Annotated in this window: 15 protein-coding genes; 12 read left to right on the forward strand and 3 right to left on the reverse strand. The window is 58.0% G+C overall.

What is annotated here, in order from left to right:
• Positions 1-840 precede the first annotated feature (840 nt).
• Together GHO32_RS08515 and GHO32_RS08520 are read right to left on the reverse strand one after the other, a co-directional pair.
• On the reverse strand, positions 841-1,989 hold the full coding sequence (locus tag GHO32_RS08515; RefSeq protein WP_153334563.1) for a patatin-like phospholipase family protein: 1,149 nt from the start codon (positions 1,987-1,989) through the stop codon (positions 841-843).
• 24 nt (positions 1,990-2,013) lie between these two features.
• Complete coding sequence (locus GHO32_RS08520; RefSeq protein ID WP_153334565.1) at positions 2,014-2,949, reverse strand: lipid A biosynthesis lauroyl acyltransferase; 936 nt, start codon at positions 2,947-2,949, stop codon at positions 2,014-2,016.
• Positions 2,950-3,069: 120 nt separating this feature from the next.
• Between GHO32_RS08520 and minC the strand changes: the two genes are divergently transcribed.
• The 7 genes from minC to GHO32_RS08550 all read left to right on the forward strand — a co-directional run bounded on the left by minC (position 3,070) and on the right by GHO32_RS08550 (position 9,881).
• Entirely contained in the window at positions 3,070-3,813 is a 744-nt protein-coding gene (gene minC, locus GHO32_RS08525; RefSeq protein ID WP_153334567.1) for a septum site-determining protein MinC, read from the forward strand.
• A 201-nt stretch (positions 3,814-4,014) separates the two neighbouring features.
• A complete protein-coding gene (minD, locus tag GHO32_RS08530) occupies positions 4,015-4,827 on the forward strand; it encodes a septum site-determining protein MinD (protein ID WP_048368602.1) in 813 nt (270 codons plus the stop codon).
• 3 nt (positions 4,828-4,830) lie between these two features.
• The gene (gene minE, locus GHO32_RS08535; protein ID WP_019410761.1) at positions 4,831-5,085 is read left to right on the forward strand and encodes a cell division topological specificity factor MinE; all 255 of its coding nucleotides are present in this window, start codon (positions 4,831-4,833) and stop codon (positions 5,083-5,085) included.
• Positions 5,086-5,175: 90 nt separating this feature from the next.
• Positions 5,176-5,811 carry an RluA family pseudouridine synthase gene (locus GHO32_RS08540; RefSeq protein ID WP_048368603.1) on the forward strand — a complete coding sequence of 212 codons (636 nt, stop codon included), beginning with the start codon at positions 5,176-5,178 and terminating at the stop codon, positions 5,809-5,811.
• Between the two features lie 157 nt (positions 5,812-5,968).
• Positions 5,969-7,258, forward strand: a complete 1,290-nt coding sequence (locus tag GHO32_RS08545; protein WP_153334569.1) for a M18 family aminopeptidase — start codon at positions 5,969-5,971, stop codon at positions 7,256-7,258.
• Positions 7,259-7,438: 180 nt separating this feature from the next.
• Positions 7,439-7,615, forward strand: a complete 177-nt coding sequence (locus GHO32_RS26450; RefSeq protein ID WP_164488139.1) for a hypothetical protein — start codon at positions 7,439-7,441, stop codon at positions 7,613-7,615.
• A gap of 106 nt (positions 7,616-7,721) precedes the next feature.
• Positions 7,722-9,881: a mechanosensitive ion channel family protein gene (locus GHO32_RS08550; protein ID WP_278939996.1), complete on the forward strand. Its 2,160-nt coding sequence runs from the start codon at positions 7,722-7,724 to the stop codon at positions 9,879-9,881.
• Positions 9,882-9,955: 74 nt separating this feature from the next.
• Here the strand turns inward: GHO32_RS08550 and phnR are convergent, their stop codons facing one another.
• Complete coding sequence (gene phnR, locus GHO32_RS08555) at positions 9,956-10,675, reverse strand: phosphonate utilization transcriptional regulator PhnR (protein WP_048368606.1); 720 nt, start codon at positions 10,673-10,675, stop codon at positions 9,956-9,958.
• A 334-nt stretch (positions 10,676-11,009) separates the two neighbouring features.
• On the opposite strand from phnR, the gene GHO32_RS08560 reads away from it, so the two are divergent.
• From GHO32_RS08560 to GHO32_RS08580, 5 genes are all read left to right on the forward strand, one after another.
• Positions 11,010-12,077 (forward strand): ABC transporter substrate-binding protein, encoded by a 1,068-nt coding sequence (locus GHO32_RS08560; protein ID WP_153334571.1) that lies wholly within the window; start codon positions 11,010-11,012, stop codon positions 12,075-12,077.
• A 117-nt stretch (positions 12,078-12,194) separates the two neighbouring features.
• Complete coding sequence (locus GHO32_RS08565) at positions 12,195-13,010, forward strand: alkaline phosphatase family protein (RefSeq protein WP_153334573.1); 816 nt, start codon at positions 12,195-12,197, stop codon at positions 13,008-13,010.
• Positions 13,007-13,843, forward strand: coding sequence for an ABC transporter permease subunit (locus GHO32_RS08570; protein WP_153334654.1), 837 nt, complete (start codon positions 13,007-13,009; stop codon positions 13,841-13,843). The genes GHO32_RS08565 and GHO32_RS08570 overlap by 4 nt, the downstream gene beginning before the upstream one ends.
• A complete protein-coding gene (locus GHO32_RS08575; RefSeq protein WP_123750370.1) occupies positions 13,830-14,630 on the forward strand; it encodes an ABC transporter permease in 801 nt (266 codons plus the stop codon). The genes GHO32_RS08570 and GHO32_RS08575 overlap by 14 nt, the downstream gene beginning before the upstream one ends.
• On the forward strand, positions 14,627-15,616 hold the full coding sequence (locus GHO32_RS08580; protein ID WP_123750369.1) for an ABC transporter ATP-binding protein: 990 nt from the start codon (positions 14,627-14,629) through the stop codon (positions 15,614-15,616). The genes GHO32_RS08575 and GHO32_RS08580 overlap by 4 nt, the downstream gene beginning before the upstream one ends.
• Positions 15,617-15,641: the final 25 nt, after the last annotated feature.

The following is a 15,641-nucleotide window of genomic DNA, read 5'->3' on the forward strand; positions in this document are numbered from 1 at the left end:
GGTACTCAGGTGGTTGTATTGGGTAGACATGGCAACACCTTACATGAGGTGTTGCACTTGCTCCTTGAGACCGCCAATTATCTGAACGACCGTGGGTTTAGGATCTATAAATGACGCCCCAGAATTACCTGATGCTGGTTTAAATGTTGTTTGTTTATAACCTCTGAATTTACTAGACATTGCATCGCACTCCAACCAGAAAATAAACAATCCACCCCGCAATCATGTGCTTACACATAATCCCAGGATTTAAAAAACCCAATGTGCCTGCTCACATAGGCCAGCGCCACACTCATGCCTGCCCTGATTTAACACCCAATCAAATAGGATGAATACTGTCAGAAGTAACAGGTACAGAAAGCTTTTTGGGGTCTGTTAGAGACCGTAAAAAGATAAATACCAAAATACATTCAGCATCGCCTCGTACGGAAAGGCATCATAAATCAAAGCCTTAACTGATCCGCCCCATTTAAATAAACCTCTAATTCCTTTCTTTAATCTATCCGCACACCGTCTCGCTAATTGCGACGTTGCTGATCCCTGACAATCAAAATTTTTTGTTGCGTTGTCCATTGGACATTTGGTCACGATGGCCCGCGCCTATGTCGACGAATCGCTGAAAGGTCTGACAACGCACTGACGATGCACGCGCCTGTGTGCAAGCAGGCGCGTTTACCCCGCTCCCGCATCTTTGTCCGTAGCAGTTGACGAGCCTTACGAGGCTACGTCCGATTGCGAAGCGATCGTAAAGACTATGTTCTTGTTTTAACTGGCACTCTGCGCCGCCTGGTTTTTTGACTGCTGCGCAGCCGAGCGTAGCCTCGCAAGGCTCGTCAACTGCTACGTAATTCCCAAAAACCCCATCAACGCCGCACGCTGGGCCAATGCATCCTTGCGCCCCAGTTCAATCAACTCGCTGCAATAGCCCGCCTCGAACAACAAATAACTCAACACACCTGCACCGCTGGTTTTGGTTGCCCCCGGCCCGCGCAAAAACAGGCGCAGGGCAGCGGGCAGTTCGTGGCGGTGGCGGGCAGCGATTTCGTCAATGGGCTGGCTGGGGGCGATAACCAGCACATCAACGGGTGCCAAACCGAGGTTGTCGGGCTGCCCTGGCAGCAACCGGCTGAAGTGGTTCAGGCGCTCCAGCAGTTCGATATCGCTCTCAAGGCTGTCAATAAAGGTGCTGTTGAGCATGTGCCCGCCAATTTGCGCCAAGGTCGGTTGCTGGGCGTTGTACTGGCGCGCTTGCCCACCCTGACGATCCGGCCCGCGCGGGTTGCCGCTGACCCCGACCACCAGCACGCGATTGGCGCCCAAATGCAGCGCCGGGCTGATGGGTGCAGACTGGCGCACGGCGCCATCGCCAAAATACTCTTCGCCAATTTTGACCGGGGCAAACAACAGCGGTATGGCCGAGCTGGCCAGCAAGTGCTCGACGGTCAACGCCGTCGGCAGGCCAATGCGCCGATGACGCAACCAGCCTTCGATGGCACCTTCACTTTGATAAAACGTCACGGCCTGGCCCGATGAGTAGCCAAAAGCCGTGAGCGCCACAGCGCGCAAGTGCTGCGCAGCGATGGCCTGATCGATACCGGCAAAGTTGATTTTGTCGTTGAGCAATTCGCGTAACGGCGAACTGTTGAGCAGCGCCACCGGCACGTGGCTGCCAAGGCCCAACAAGCTGTGGCCCAGAAAGCGACTGGCCTGGTGAATCACCCCCGGCCAATCACTGCGCAACACACGATGGCTTTCAAAGTTTTGCCAGAAGGTCGTCAAGTGCTCGACGGCCTGGGTGAAGTTCATCGCGCCACTGGCCAGGCTGACTGCGTTGATCGCCCCGGCCGAGGTGCCGACAATCACCGGAAACGGGTTGGGCGCACCCGCAGGTAACAACTCGGCAATGGCCGCCAGCACCCCCACTTGATACGCCGCCCTGGCGCCGCCGCCCGACAGAATCAACCCGGTCACCGACGCTCGGCCGTTCATACCTCAGCGCCTTTGCAGCGCGAGTTACTTGCGGCGTTTGTCGTACAGCTTTGGCTCGCCCGGTGGCCGGGTTTTGAAGCGGCGGTGTGCCCACAAGTACTGCTCTGGGCATTCGCGTATCGCACGCTCGACCCATTGGTTGATGCGCAGACAGTCGGCCTCATCGCTTTCTCCGGGAAAGTCGCTCAAAGGCGGATGAATCACCAACTTATAACCACTGCCATCCGCCAGTCGTTGTTGAGTAAAGGGTACAACCAGCGCTTTGCCCAACTTGGCGAACTTGCTGGTGGCGGTCACCGTGGCGGCCTCGATGCCAAACAATGGCACAAAAATGCTTTGCTTGGCGCCGTAGTCCTGGTCGGGGGCGTACCAGATCGCCCGCCCGGCGCGCAGCAACTTGAGCATGCCGCGCACGTCATCGCGCTCCACCGCCAGCGAGTCCAGGTTGTGGCGCTCCCGGCCGCGGCGCTGGATAAAGTCGAACAACGGGTTTTTGTGTTCGCGGTACATGCCATCAATGGTGTGCTGTTGCCCGAGCAAGGCGGCGCCGATTTCCAAGGTGGTGAAGTGAAAGGCCATCAAGATGACGCCCTTGCCATCGCGCTGGGCCTGCAGCAGGTGCTCCAGCCCTTCGACATGCGCCAACTTGGCCAGGCGCGGCTTGGCCCACCACCAGCTCATGGCCATTTCAAAAAAGGCGATGCCGGTTGAGGCGAAGTTTTCCTTGAGCAGGCGCTCGCGCTCAGCGGCGTTTTTTTCGGGAAAGCACAGTTCAAGGTTGCGCGCAGCAATGCGCCGGCGCTCACCGGCCACCTGGAACATGCAAACCCCCAGAAAACGACCAATGCGCAGCTGCACCTTATAAGGCAGTTGCACCACCAGCCACAGCACGCCCAGCCCTGACCACAGCAGCCAAAAACGCGGATGAAAAAAAGCAGCTCGAAAACGCGGGCGATCCATTAATGATTCCGGACAGACACAAGGGCCGGGCATTCTACATCGTTAGACCCGGCTTGCGGCTCGCGGGCGTTCTCGTTATAAGTCTCTGCACTTTAAGTGACAAGCCGCATTAAGCCGACCATGAGCCAAACCGAATCGCAAGACCAAGCCCCCGTGTTTCAGCTTAAGGGCAGTATGCTCGCCATTACGGTGCTGGAACTGGCCCAAAACAACCTTGAAGCCCTTGATCGCCAACTGGCCGCCAAAGTTGCCCAGGCGCCCAATTTTTTCAGTAACACCCCGCTGGTGCTGGCGCTCGACAAGCTACCCGTCGGTGCCGGTGCCGTCGACTTGCCCGGGCTGATGCGCGTGTGTCGCCAACATGGCCTGCGCACCCTGGCCATTCGCGCCAGCCGCATCGAAGACATTGCCGCCGCCATCGCCATCGACCTGCCGGTATTGCCGCCGTCCGGTGCACGCGAGCGGCCGATTGATCCCCCAGTTGAAGTAATCATCGCGCCGAAAAAGCCCGAAAAACCGCCCGAGCCGGCCATCAAGCCGACCCGCATCATCACCACGCCAGTACGTGGTGGCCAAACGGTATACGCCGAGGGTTGCGACCTGGTGGTCATCGCCTCGGTCAGCCCCGGTGCGGAACTTATGGCCGATGGCAACATCCATGTGTACGGCCCCATGCGTGGCCGAGCGCTTGCCGGATACAAAGGCAACACCCGAGCGCGAATTTTTTGCCAACAACTGAGCGCCGAACTGGTGTCCATTGCCGGCATGTACAAAGTGTCCGAAGACCTGCGACGCGATCCTTTGTGGGGCGCCGGGGTTCAAATCAGTCTGTCAAGTGACATGTTGAACATCACCCGTCTTTAACGGATACTCACGCCATTTTCCAACCATCTCAATTACGTAGAGAAAACAGACTAGTCTTTGTAGGAAGTCAGCAATCAGCCAGTGTTTACGTTGTGTAGGCTTGGCTTGGGGGATGTCCACCAAGACTGTTCACCTGTTGTCGTTTATTTAGAGATGTTATTCAGGGACTAAAAAGTCCTTTTTCCTTAGGGGTGAAGCACCTTGGCCAAGATTCTAGTGGTTACATCCGGCAAGGGTGGTGTGGGTAAGACCACCACCAGCGCCGCTATCGGTACGGGCCTGGCACTGCGCGGGCACAAAACCGTCATCGTCGACTTCGACGTTGGCCTGCGTAACCTCGACCTGATCATGGGGTGCGAGCGTCGCGTGGTGTATGACTTCGTTAACGTGGTTAACGGCGAAGCCAACCTGCAACAGGCGCTAATCAAAGACAAACGTCTGGAAAACCTGTACGTGCTGGCTGCCAGCCAGACCCGTGACAAAGACGCCCTCACCAAAGAAGGCGTCGAAAAAGTTCTGATGGAACTCAAAGAGACCTTCGAATACGTGGTCTGCGACTCTCCGGCGGGCATCGAAACCGGCGCCCACCTGGCCATGTACTTCGCGGATGAAGCGATTGTCGTGACCAACCCGGAAGTCTCTTCGGTGCGTGACTCGGACCGCATGCTGGGCCTGCTGGCCAGCAAATCGCGCCGCGCCGAGCTGGGCGAAGACCCGATCAAGGAACACCTGCTGCTGACCCGCTACAACGCGGATCGCGTCAGCAAGGGTGAAATGCTCGGCGTTGAAGACGTCAAGGAGATCCTGGCGGTTACGCTGCTGGGTGTGATCCCGGAATCCCAGGCAGTGCTCAAGGCATCCAACCAGGGCGTGCCGGTGATCCTTGATGACCAAAGTGACGCCGGTCAGGCCTACAGCGATGCGGTTGATCGTTTGCTGGGCAAAACCGTGGAGCATCGGTTCCTCGATGTACAGAAGAAGGGATTCTTCGAGCGCCTGTTTGGAGGCAATTAAACAATGAACATTTTTGACTTCTTTCGTACCCGCAAAACGCCAACCACCGCGTCGGTCGCGAAAGAGCGTCTACAGATCATCGTGGCGCACGAACGCGGCCAACGCAGTACCCCGGACTACCTGCCAGCCCTGCAAAAAGAGCTGGTTGAGGTGATCCGCAAATACGTCAACATCGGCGATGATCAAGTACAGATCGCCCTTGAAAACGAGGGTAGCTGCTCGATTCTGGAACTCAACATCACCCTGCCAGATCGTTAATCGATCCGGCTGATACCACGGCGGCTTGGAGGTTTCTCTGCACAGGGGGATCTCCAAGCCGCCGTTGGCGTTTGTTAAGAGGCTGTTTTAATGCCGTTGTCGAATATTCACATCATCCATCAGGACGCAGGCGTTCTGGTGGTCAACAAGCCGACCTTGCTGCTGTCGGTGCCGGGCCGCGCCGAAGACAACAAAGACTGCCTGATCACCCGCCTGCAAGAAAACGGCTACCCCGAAGCCCGCATCGTGCACCGCCTGGACTGGGAAACGTCAGGGATCATCCTGCTGGCCCGCGATGCCGACACGCACCGCGAGTTGTCGCGCCAGTTTCACGACCGCGAAACTGAAAAGGCCTACACCGCGCTGGCCTGGGGCCAACCGGAGCTGGACAGTGGCAGCATCGACCTGCCCCTGCGCTACGACCCGCCGACAAAACCTCGGCATGTGGTCGACCATGAATTCGGTAAAAACGCGCTGACCTTCTGGAAAGTGCTGGAGCGTTGCGGCGATTACTGCCGGGTTGAACTGACACCGATTACCGGGCGCTCGCACCAGTTGCGCGTGCACATGCTGTCCATCGGCCACCCGCTGCTGGGCGATGGCCTGTACGCGCACCCGCAGGCATTGGCGGCCTACCCGCGTTTGTGCCTGCACGCCAGCATGCTCAGCTTCACCCACCCGCAGACCGGCGAACGCCTGCGCTTCGAGTGCCCCGCCCCGTTTTAACAGCTTCACGCCCTGTAGGAGCGAGCTTGCCTCGCGATCTTTTGATCTTTAAAAGATCGCGAGGCAAGCTCGCTCCTACAAAGGGTTTGCACGTTTTTGCTGGTCAAATTTTGTAGTCAATGCGCTAAACTCGCGGCCTTGCTGTCTGGAGTAACTTATGCGCGAAGAGTTGAACCAAGGCCTGATCGACTTTCTCAAGGCCTCCCCTACCCCGTTCCATGCCACCGCCAGCCTTGTTCAACGCCTGGAAGCCGCCGGTTACCAGCGCCTCGACGAGCGCGACACGTGGTACACCGAAGCCAATGGCCGCTATTACGTCACCCGTAATGACTCCTCCATCGTCGCTTTCAAGCTGGGCCGTCACTCGCCCCTGCAAGGCGGCATCCGCATGGTCGGCGCTCACACAGACAGCCCCTGCCTGCGGGTCAAGCCTCAGCCCGAGCTGCAACGCCAGGGTTTTTGGCAGTTGGGCGTGGAAGTCTACGGCGGCGCCTTGCTGGCCCCCTGGTTTGACCGCGACCTGTCGCTGGCCGGGCGCGTGACGTTCCGCCGCGACGGCAAGGTCGAGAGCCAGTTGATCGACTTCCGCGCGCCGATTGCGACCATCCCCAACCTGGCGATTCACCTCAATCGCACGGCCAACGAAGGCTGGGCGATTAACCCGCAAACCGAACTGCCACCGATTCTGGCGCAGGTTGCAGGCGATGAGCGCGTGGATTTCCGCGCCCTGCTCACCGACCAACTGGCCCGCGAACACGGCCTGAACGCCGACGTGGTGCTCGACTATGAGCTGAGCTTCTACGACACCCAAAGCGCTGCAGTGATCGGCCTCAACGGTGATTTTATTGCCGGTGCGCGCCTCGACAACCTGCTGTCATGCTACGCCGGCCTGCAAGCGCTGTTGAACACCGACACCGACGAAACCTGCCTGTTCGTGGCCAATGACCATGAAGAAGTCGGCTCGTGTTCAGCGTGCGGCGCGGACGGCCCGATGCTGGAGCAGATCCTCCAGCGCGTACTGCCTGAAGGCGACGAGTTTGTGCGCACTATTCAGAAGTCGCTGCTGGTCTCGGCCGACAACGCCCACGGCGTGCACCCCAACTACGCCGACAAGCACGACGCCAACCACGGCCCCAAACTCAATGCCGGGCCGGTGATCAAGGTCAACAGCAACCAGCGTTACGCCACCAACAGTGAAACCGCGGGGTTCTTCCGCCATCTGTGCATGGCGGTTGAAGTGCCGGTGCAAAGTTTTGTGGTGCGCAGCGACATGGGCTGTGGCTCGACCATTGGCCCGATCACCGCCAGCCACCTGGGTGTGCGCACGGTAGACATCGGCTTGCCGACCTTCGCCATGCACTCCATCCGTGAGCTGGCCGGTAGCCACGACCTGGCGCACCTGGTCAAAGTATTGAGCGCGTTCTACGCCAGCAACGAACTCCCGTAAAACACCCAACCTGTGTAGGAGCGAGCTTGCCTCGCGATCTTTTGATCTTAAAAAAGATCTCGAGGCAAGCTCGCTCTTACACAGTTAAGAGTGCCCGGGCGATTCATTTTTGATACACATCACCCCACTTCTGCGTAAAGCCACCTAGACTTGGGTGATTAACTTCTTCAGGTCCAGAACATGCTCGAAATATCCGCCTTTAATTCCATGTTGATCCCCATTGTGATTGGTATGTTGCTACTCACCATTGGCTTCAACTTTCGCGACAGTAAACCCGGCGTACTGTCGATCTGGTTTGGCATGTTGCTGATCTTCGGCACCATCGTTTTTAAAATTCTCGCCAAACTGAATCAATAAATAGCACCGCATCCGCGATCACTTATTTTATGTATGACAAGAAATGAATGATCGCGGGGCCTAGCGTACACTCGTCCGATCCGTACTTCTCGAGGGTGATCGCCTAGTGTTTCTTCGTCTCTTTGCCCGGCCCTATTGGCTGCTGATTTGTCTGCTGACCTTGCTGCCGCTCGCTTCGGCCCAGGCTGTGGGCATCACCAGCCTGCTCCCCAGTTCGGATAAAACCCAAACTCAACCCACCGAACCTTTGGGCCAGTCGCTGGACGAGGTGATCAAAAACCTTGAGAACGACCAGCAACGCAGCAAGTTGCTGGCAGACCTTAAAAAGCTTCGCGATGCCACCAAAAAAGCCCAGCCCGAAGCTGAAATCGGCGTGCTGGGTTTGATCGGCAGCACCCTCGCCGATCTCGAAAAACAGTTCTCGGGCAACGACAGCCCCACCTCGCGCTGGAGCGAAGAAATCGGCCAGGCCAAAGATGAACTGGTGGCCTTGATGCTGCCCGCCAAGGAATGGGTGCCCATCATCTTTGCCTTTGCGCTGATCATCATGATCTGGAGCCTGCTGGCTTCACTGCTGATTTGGGTCAGCCACCGCGTGCGCTTGCGCTTTGGCCTGAGCGAAGAACTGCCGCAGCACCCTAAAGCCGTCGACATGCTGCGCTTTGCCTTGCGCAAGCTCGGCCCCTGGCTGGTGGCGCTGGTGATCACGGTGTACATGAGTTACGCCTTGCCATCGTCGCTGGGCAAAGACCTGGCCATGGCGCTGGCTTACGCCCTGGTGATCGGCACTTGCTTCTCGGCCACCTGTGTAATTCTGTTTTCATTGCTCGATGGCCCGCACCGTCATCGCGCCCTGCATATTCTGCGGCATCAGGCCTTCCGCCCGCTGTGGTGGATCGGCAGCTTTGCCGCCTTCGGCGAAGCGCTCAGCGACCCGCGCATGGTCGCCTCCCTGGGCGTGCACCTGGCGCATACCGTGGCCACGTTTGCGAACGTGATGGCGGCGCTATCGACCGGGCTGTTTATCATCCGCTTCCGCCGCCCCATCGCTCACCTTATCCGTAACCAGCCGCTGTCACGCCGCCTCACCCGCCGCGCCCTGAGCGACAGCATCGAGACCCTCGGTACTTACTGGTACATCGCCGCGCTGATTCTGGTGGGCATCTCATTGTTCGCCACCTTCTTGTCAGCGGGCGATACCAGCACCGCGCTGCGCCAGTCGCTGATCTGCGCCGTGCTGGTGGTGCTGTGCATGGTGATTAACGGGCTGGTGCGCCGCCATGCGCAAAAGCCCCAACGCGGGCCCAAGCGCCACGCGCTGTATTCGGAACGGCTCAAGAGTTTTGTCTACACCCTGGCGCACTTGATTGTGTGGCTGGTGTTCATCGAGTTGGGGTTGCGCGTGTGGGGCCTCTCGCTGATCGGTTTCACCGAGGGTGAAGGCCATGAAATCAGCGTCAAGCTGTTCGGCCTGGCGGGGACGTTACTGTTTGCGTGGCTGATCTGGATTCTCGCCGATACCGCCATCCACCACGCCCTGACCCGTTCGCGCAAAGGCCTGGCCAACGCCCGCGCGCAAACCATGATGCCGTTGATTCGCAACGTACTGTTTGCGGCCATTTTCATCATTGCGCTGATCGTCGCACTGGCGAACATGGGCATGAACGTCACGCCACTGCTGGCCGGTGCCGGTGTGATCGGTCTGGCTATTGGTTTTGGTGCACAGTCGTTGGTTGCCGACCTGATTACCGGCTTGTTCATCATCATTGAAGACTCGCTGGCCATCGATGATTACGTGGATGTCGGTGGCCACCTGGGCACCGTCGAAGGCCTGACGATTCGTACCGTGCGCCTGCGTGACATTGACGGCATCGTGCACACCATTCCGTTCAGTGAAATCAAAAGCATCAAAAACTATTCCCGCGAGTTCGGTTACGCGATCTTCCGCGTGGCGATCCCGTACAACATGGAAATCGACGACGCCATCAAGCTGATGCGCGAGGTGGGACAAAAGATGCGCACCGACCCGTTGCAGCGCCGCAACATCTGGTCGCCGCTGGAGATTCAAGGGGTTGAAAGTTTCGAGTCGGGCAGCGCGATTTTGCGCGCACGCTTCAAAACCGCGCCGATCAAACAATGGGAAGTGTCACGGGCGTTCAACCTGTCGCTCAAGCGCCATCTGGATGAGGCCGGCCTTGACCTCGCGACACCGCGCCTGAGCGTGCAGGTAGTAACAGCAGGTAGCGGAACGTTGCAGAAGGAGTAACCACTCCCCTGTAGGAGCGAGCTCGCCTCGCGATCTTTTGATCTTTTAAAAAGCTCGCGAGGCAAGCCTCAGGCCTAACGCTCCAGCACATCCACACCCACGTGGATCGCGTCATGTCGCCAATACTCAATGTCACAGTCGATCAGCCGCTCGTGCTGGTCGTAGTTGATGCGCTCGATCCTCAACCCCGGGCTGCCCGTCGACACTTTAAGCGTTGCTGCCGCTTCGGCGGGCAAGGCGGTCGGCACGATCTCAAAACGCACTCGCCCGTAATGCAAATCGTAGTGCCGCGCATACAGCTCAGTGATCGATTGCGTGAGGTCAAAGTCCAGAATCTGCGGAAAATATTGCGGGTTGAGGTAATGCTCGACATACAGCACCAAACGCCCATCAATGCGCCGCGCCCGGCAGATCTGGATCACGCTGGAAAACGCCGGTAACTGCAAACGTGCGCACACGGCGGCCGACGCCGGCTGCAAGCGTGCCGAAATCACCTCGGTGGTCGGCACTCTTCCTTGGGCGCTGACCATCGCGTGAAAGTGGCTGCGCTGCATGAGGTTGTAGGCCAGACGCGGCGGCGAAATAAACCAGCCGCGCCGCTCCTCGCGATACACCACGCCTTGCGCTTCCAGTTGCAACAACGCTTCACGCACCGTGATACGGGTGGTCGCGAACAGTTCACTGAGTTTTCTTTCAGCCGGTAATTGGCTGCCACAGGTTAGCAAGCCATGTTCGATTTGCTCTTGCAGGGCCAAACCAATGGCTGTCACCGCTTTGGGTGCACCTTCACGCATCAACGTTACCTATCTGGACTAGTCCAGCACCAAATGTGGGCAGGCTCGGCCTGCAAAACACTTAACTCTTGAGGGTGCCAGCCTAGGCAGTGCAGATGACTGTTCGATGACACTGACACATGTTTTAACCCTCAAGCCCACACCCGCCGGGGCCTTGACCATGGTCTACGCTTAGCTCACGGCACTTGGCGGGCCTGTAAAAGTGCTTGCACAACCAATGCCGACATTAAAGTGTCATGCAGACCCCTTAAATTGGCTCAGGTATTGCTGACCTAGACCAACCCACTGCAAAACTCTAAAAAAACCAGCGTGAACACCCCCACAGGAGCTTCAGATGAAACAGTTTTTTCTGGCATCACTGTTAGGCACCAGCATCGCCCTTTGCACCTCAGCCATGGCCGCCGATGTCGATTTAAAAGCCCTCGAAACTGCCGCCAAGGCAGAGGGCGCCGTGAACAGTGTCGGCATGCCCGATGACTGGGCCAACTGGAAAGGCACGTGGGAAGACCTGAATAAACTGTATGGCCTCAAGCATGTCGACACCGACATGAGTTCGGCACAGGAGGTGGCCAAGTTTGCCGCCGAAAAAGACAACGCCAGCGCTGATATCGGTGACGTCGGTGCCGCCTTCGGCCCCATCGCCGTAGCCAAAGGCGTGACCCAACCTTACAAACCCACCACCTGGGAACAGATCCCGGCCTGGGCCAAAGACAAAGACGGTAACTGGGCATTGGCCTACACCGGCACCATCGCATTTATCGTGAACAAAAAGCTGCTGCACGGCTCCGAAGTGCCAACCAAATGGTCTGACCTCAAATCCGGTAAATACAAGGTCTCGATCGGTGACGTGAGCACCGCCGCGCAAGCTTCCAACGGTGTTCTGGCCGCAGCCTATGCCAACCACGGTGATGAAAAGAACATTCAGCCCGCCTTGTTGATGTTTGCTGATATCGCCAAGCAAGGCCGACTTTCACTGGCAAACCCGACCATCGCCACCCTGGAAAAAGGCGAAGTTGAAGTGGGCGTGGTCTGGGACTTCAACGGCCTGAGCTACAAAGCCAAAATGGCCAACCCGGATGACTACGTGGTGCTGATCCCGTCGGACGGCTCGGTAATTTCGGGTTACACCACCATCATCAACAAATACGCCAAGCACCCGAACGCCGCCAAACTGACCCGCGAATACATCTTCAGCGATGCCGGCCAAACCAACCTGGCGCGTGGCAACGCCCGCCCGATCCGTGCCGAACACCTGACCCTGCCAGACGACGTTAAGGCCAAGCTGCTGCCTAACGAGCAGTACAAGAACGTGACGCCGATCAAAGACGCCGACGCATGGGAAAAAACCGCGAAGGCCCTGCCTCAGAAATGGCAGGAAGAAGTCATCATCAACATGCAGTAAACAGTTGAACCTCCCCCTGTAGGAGCGAGCTCGTCTCGCGATCTTTTGATCGTTTAAAAGATCGCGAGGCAAGCTCGCTCCTACAGATTCTGTGCTTTACCTGCGGAGTCGCAGTACATGAAACACAAGGTCATTTTGGTGGTACTCGACGGACTCAATCATGATGTTGCCCGCCATGCCATGGGGCATTTGCAGGCGTATGTCAGCGCAGGACGCGCCACGCTGTACAAGCTCACCTGTGAATTGCCAGCGCTGTCGCGCCCTCTTTACGAGTGCATCCTCACGGGTGTCCCGCCGATTGAAAGCGGCATTGTGCATAACAATGTGTCGCGCCTGTCTCACCAGCGCAGCGTGTTCCATTACGCCCGCGAAGCAGGTTTGAGCACCGCCGCCGCGGCTTACCACTGGGTCAGCGAACTGTATAACCGCTCGCCTTTTATCGCGGCCCGTGACCGCCACACCGAAGACAGTGACCTGCCCATCCAGCACGGGCATTTTTACTGGAACGATCACTACCCCGATTCCCACTTGTTTGCCGATGCCGAAAGCCTGCGCCTGCGCCATGCGCCGGACTTTTTGCTGGTGCACCCGATGAACATCGACGATGCCGGCCACAAGCACGGCCTCGACAGCTCGCAGTACCGCAACAGCGCGCGTTCTGCCGACATTGTGTTGGCCGACTACCTGCAAGGCTGGCTGGACGCGGGCTACCAGGTGCTGGTGACCGCCGACCACGGCATGAACAACGACCGCTCGCACAATGGCCTGTTGCCCGAAGAGCGTGAAGTGCCGCTGTTTGTACTTGGCGACGCCTTTAGCCTGGACCCTCAGGCCACCCCTAAACAAACCGAACTGTGCGGCACGATTTGCCAATTGCTGGGCGTCGCCCATGACAAACCGCTGTGCCAGACCTTATTGAGACCCGCGCCATGACCCGTGGTAAATGGCTGGCATTGTTGTGCCTCGCGCCCTTTGCAATTGTCTTTATCGTGTTCCAGATTGCCCCGCTGCTGTGGGTGCTGGTACACAGCCTGCAATCAGAAGACACCGGCTGGGGCCTGGACAACTTCAGCAAGATCTTCGCCTCGAAGTTCTATTTACAGGCCATCCAGCACAGCCTGGAGATCAGTTTCTGGTCCAGCCTGTTCGGCATCGTGATTGCCGTGCTCGGCAGCTACTCGCTGCATAAAGTCGACTCAAAGCTGCGCAACTTCGTCAACGCCTTCGCCAACATGACCAGCAACTTCTCCGGGGTGCCGCTGGCGTTTGCCTTCATCATCCTGCTGGGGTTCAACGGCAGTATCACGATCATGCTGAAACAGGCGGGGATCATCGAGGACTTCAACCTCTACTCCAAAACCGGCCTGATTATTCTGTACACCTACTTCCAGATCCCGCTGGGCGTTCTGCTGCTGTACCCGGCCTTTGATGCCCTGCGTGAAGACTGGCGCGAGTCAGCGTCATTGCTGGGCGCCAACAGCTGGCAGTTCTGGCGCTTTATCGGCCTGCCGGTCCTCACACCGGCGCTGCTAGGCACCTTTGTGATCCTGCTGGCCAACGCCCTCGGCGCCTACGCCACGGTGTATGCACTGACCACCGGCAACTTCAACGTATTGCCTATCCGCATTGCCGCGATGGTGTCGGGTGATATCAGCCTGGACCCGAACATGGCCAGTGCGCTGGCGGTGATTTTGGTGGGGTTGATGACCCTGGTGACGCTGGTGCATCAGTGGCTGTTAAAGAGGAGCTACCATGTCGCGCGCTGAAACCGGGACCGCCAGCGTTTATCACCGCACGGTGGTTTACCTGCTGTTTATTATTTTGCTGTTGCCGCTGCTGGGCACGTTTGTGTACTCGATCGCCAGCAGTTGGTCCGCCACCGTGTTGCCCAGCGGCTTTACCTTCAAGTGGTACCTACAACTGTGGAGCGACCCGCGCTTTTTGACCGCATTCGGCCATTCACTGTTGATCTGCTTCGGGTCTTTGCTGCTGTCGGTGGTGTTGATTCTGCCGCTGCTGTTTGTGGTGCATTACCACTTCCCCAAGCTCGACGCGCTGATGAACATCCTTATCCTGCTGCCGTTTGCGGTACCGCCGGTGGTGTCATCGGTGGGCCTGCTGCAACTGTACGGCTCGGGGCCGATGGCCATGGTCGGTACGCCGTGGATCCTGATCGGTTGCTACTTCACCGTGGCCCTGCCCTTTATGTACAGGGCCATCACCAACAACCTGCAAGCCATCAACCTGCACGACCTGATGGACGCCGCTCAACTGCTGGGCGCCAGCACCTGGCAGGCGGCGTTTCTGGTGGTGTTGCCGAACTTGCGCAAAGGCTTGCTGGTGGCGTTGCTGCTGTCGTTTTCGTTCCTGTTTGGCGAGTTTGTGTTTGCCAACATCCTGGTCGGCACCCGCTACGAAACCTTGCAGGTGTTCCTCAATAACATGCGTAACAGCAGCGGCCATTTCACCAGCGCGCTGGTGATCTCGTACTTCCTTTTTGTACTGGTGCTGACTTGGGTTGCCACCTTCCTGAACAAGGACAAAAGCCAATGAGTTTTGTCAGCGTCGAACACCTGCAAAAAACCTACTCCGGCACGCCGGTCTTCAGCGACATCAATTTCACCATCAGCAAGGGCGAGTTCGTCACCCTGCTCGGCCCGTCTGGCTGCGGCAAGTCAACGCTGTTGCGCTGCATTGCCGGGCTGACGCCGGTGGATGACGGCAAGATCCTCCTCGATGGCCAGGACATCGTCCCGCTCAACCCGCAAAAACGCGGGATTGGCATGGTGTTTCAGAGCTACGCGCTGTTCCCCAACATGACCGTTGAGCAAAACGTCGCGTTTGGCCTGCGCATGCAAAAGGTCAACGCCAATGACAGCCAAAAACGCGTGGCTGAGGTGCTGCAACTGGTCGAGCTCAATGACTTTGCCAAGCGCTACCCGCACCAACTGTCGGGCGGTCAATGCCAGCGTGTGGCGCTGGCCCGCTCACTGGTGACGCGCCCACGCCTGTTGCTGCTGGACGAACCGTTGTCAGCACTGGACGCCCGTATCCGCAAGCATTTGCGCGAGCAGATCCGGCAGATTCAGCGCGAGCTGGGGCTGACCACGATTTTCGTTACCCACGATCAGGAAGAAGCGCTGACCATGAGTGATCGCATCTTCCTGATGAACAAGGGACGGATCGTCCAGAGTGGCAATGCCGAAAGCCTCTATGTCGCCCCGGTGGACGTGTTTGCCGCGAGTTTTATTGGCAACTACAACCTGCTGGACGCCGACACCGCCAGCCGTTTATTGCAGCGCCCGGTCACCAGCCGCATCGCCATACGCCCGGAAACCCTGGGCTTGAGCCTGCACGGAGAGGCCGACACACTGATCCGCAACCACAGCCTGCTGGGCAACGTGATCCGCTATCGGGTCGAAGTCCGTGGTGTGGAGTTGATCGTTGACGTGCTCAACCGCTCTGCGGCCGACCTGTACGCGGATGGTCAGCGCGTGGCGTTGACCATCGATTCCAGCGCCTTATGTGAGGTAGCCTGATGCTTTTGAGCACTATGAAAAGGGA

Origin of the sequence: Pseudomonas sp. FSL R10-2189, from assembly GCF_009600325.1 — a bacterium.
In the GTDB taxonomy this organism is placed as follows: Bacteria; Pseudomonadota; Gammaproteobacteria; order Pseudomonadales; family Pseudomonadaceae; genus Aquipseudomonas; species Aquipseudomonas helleri.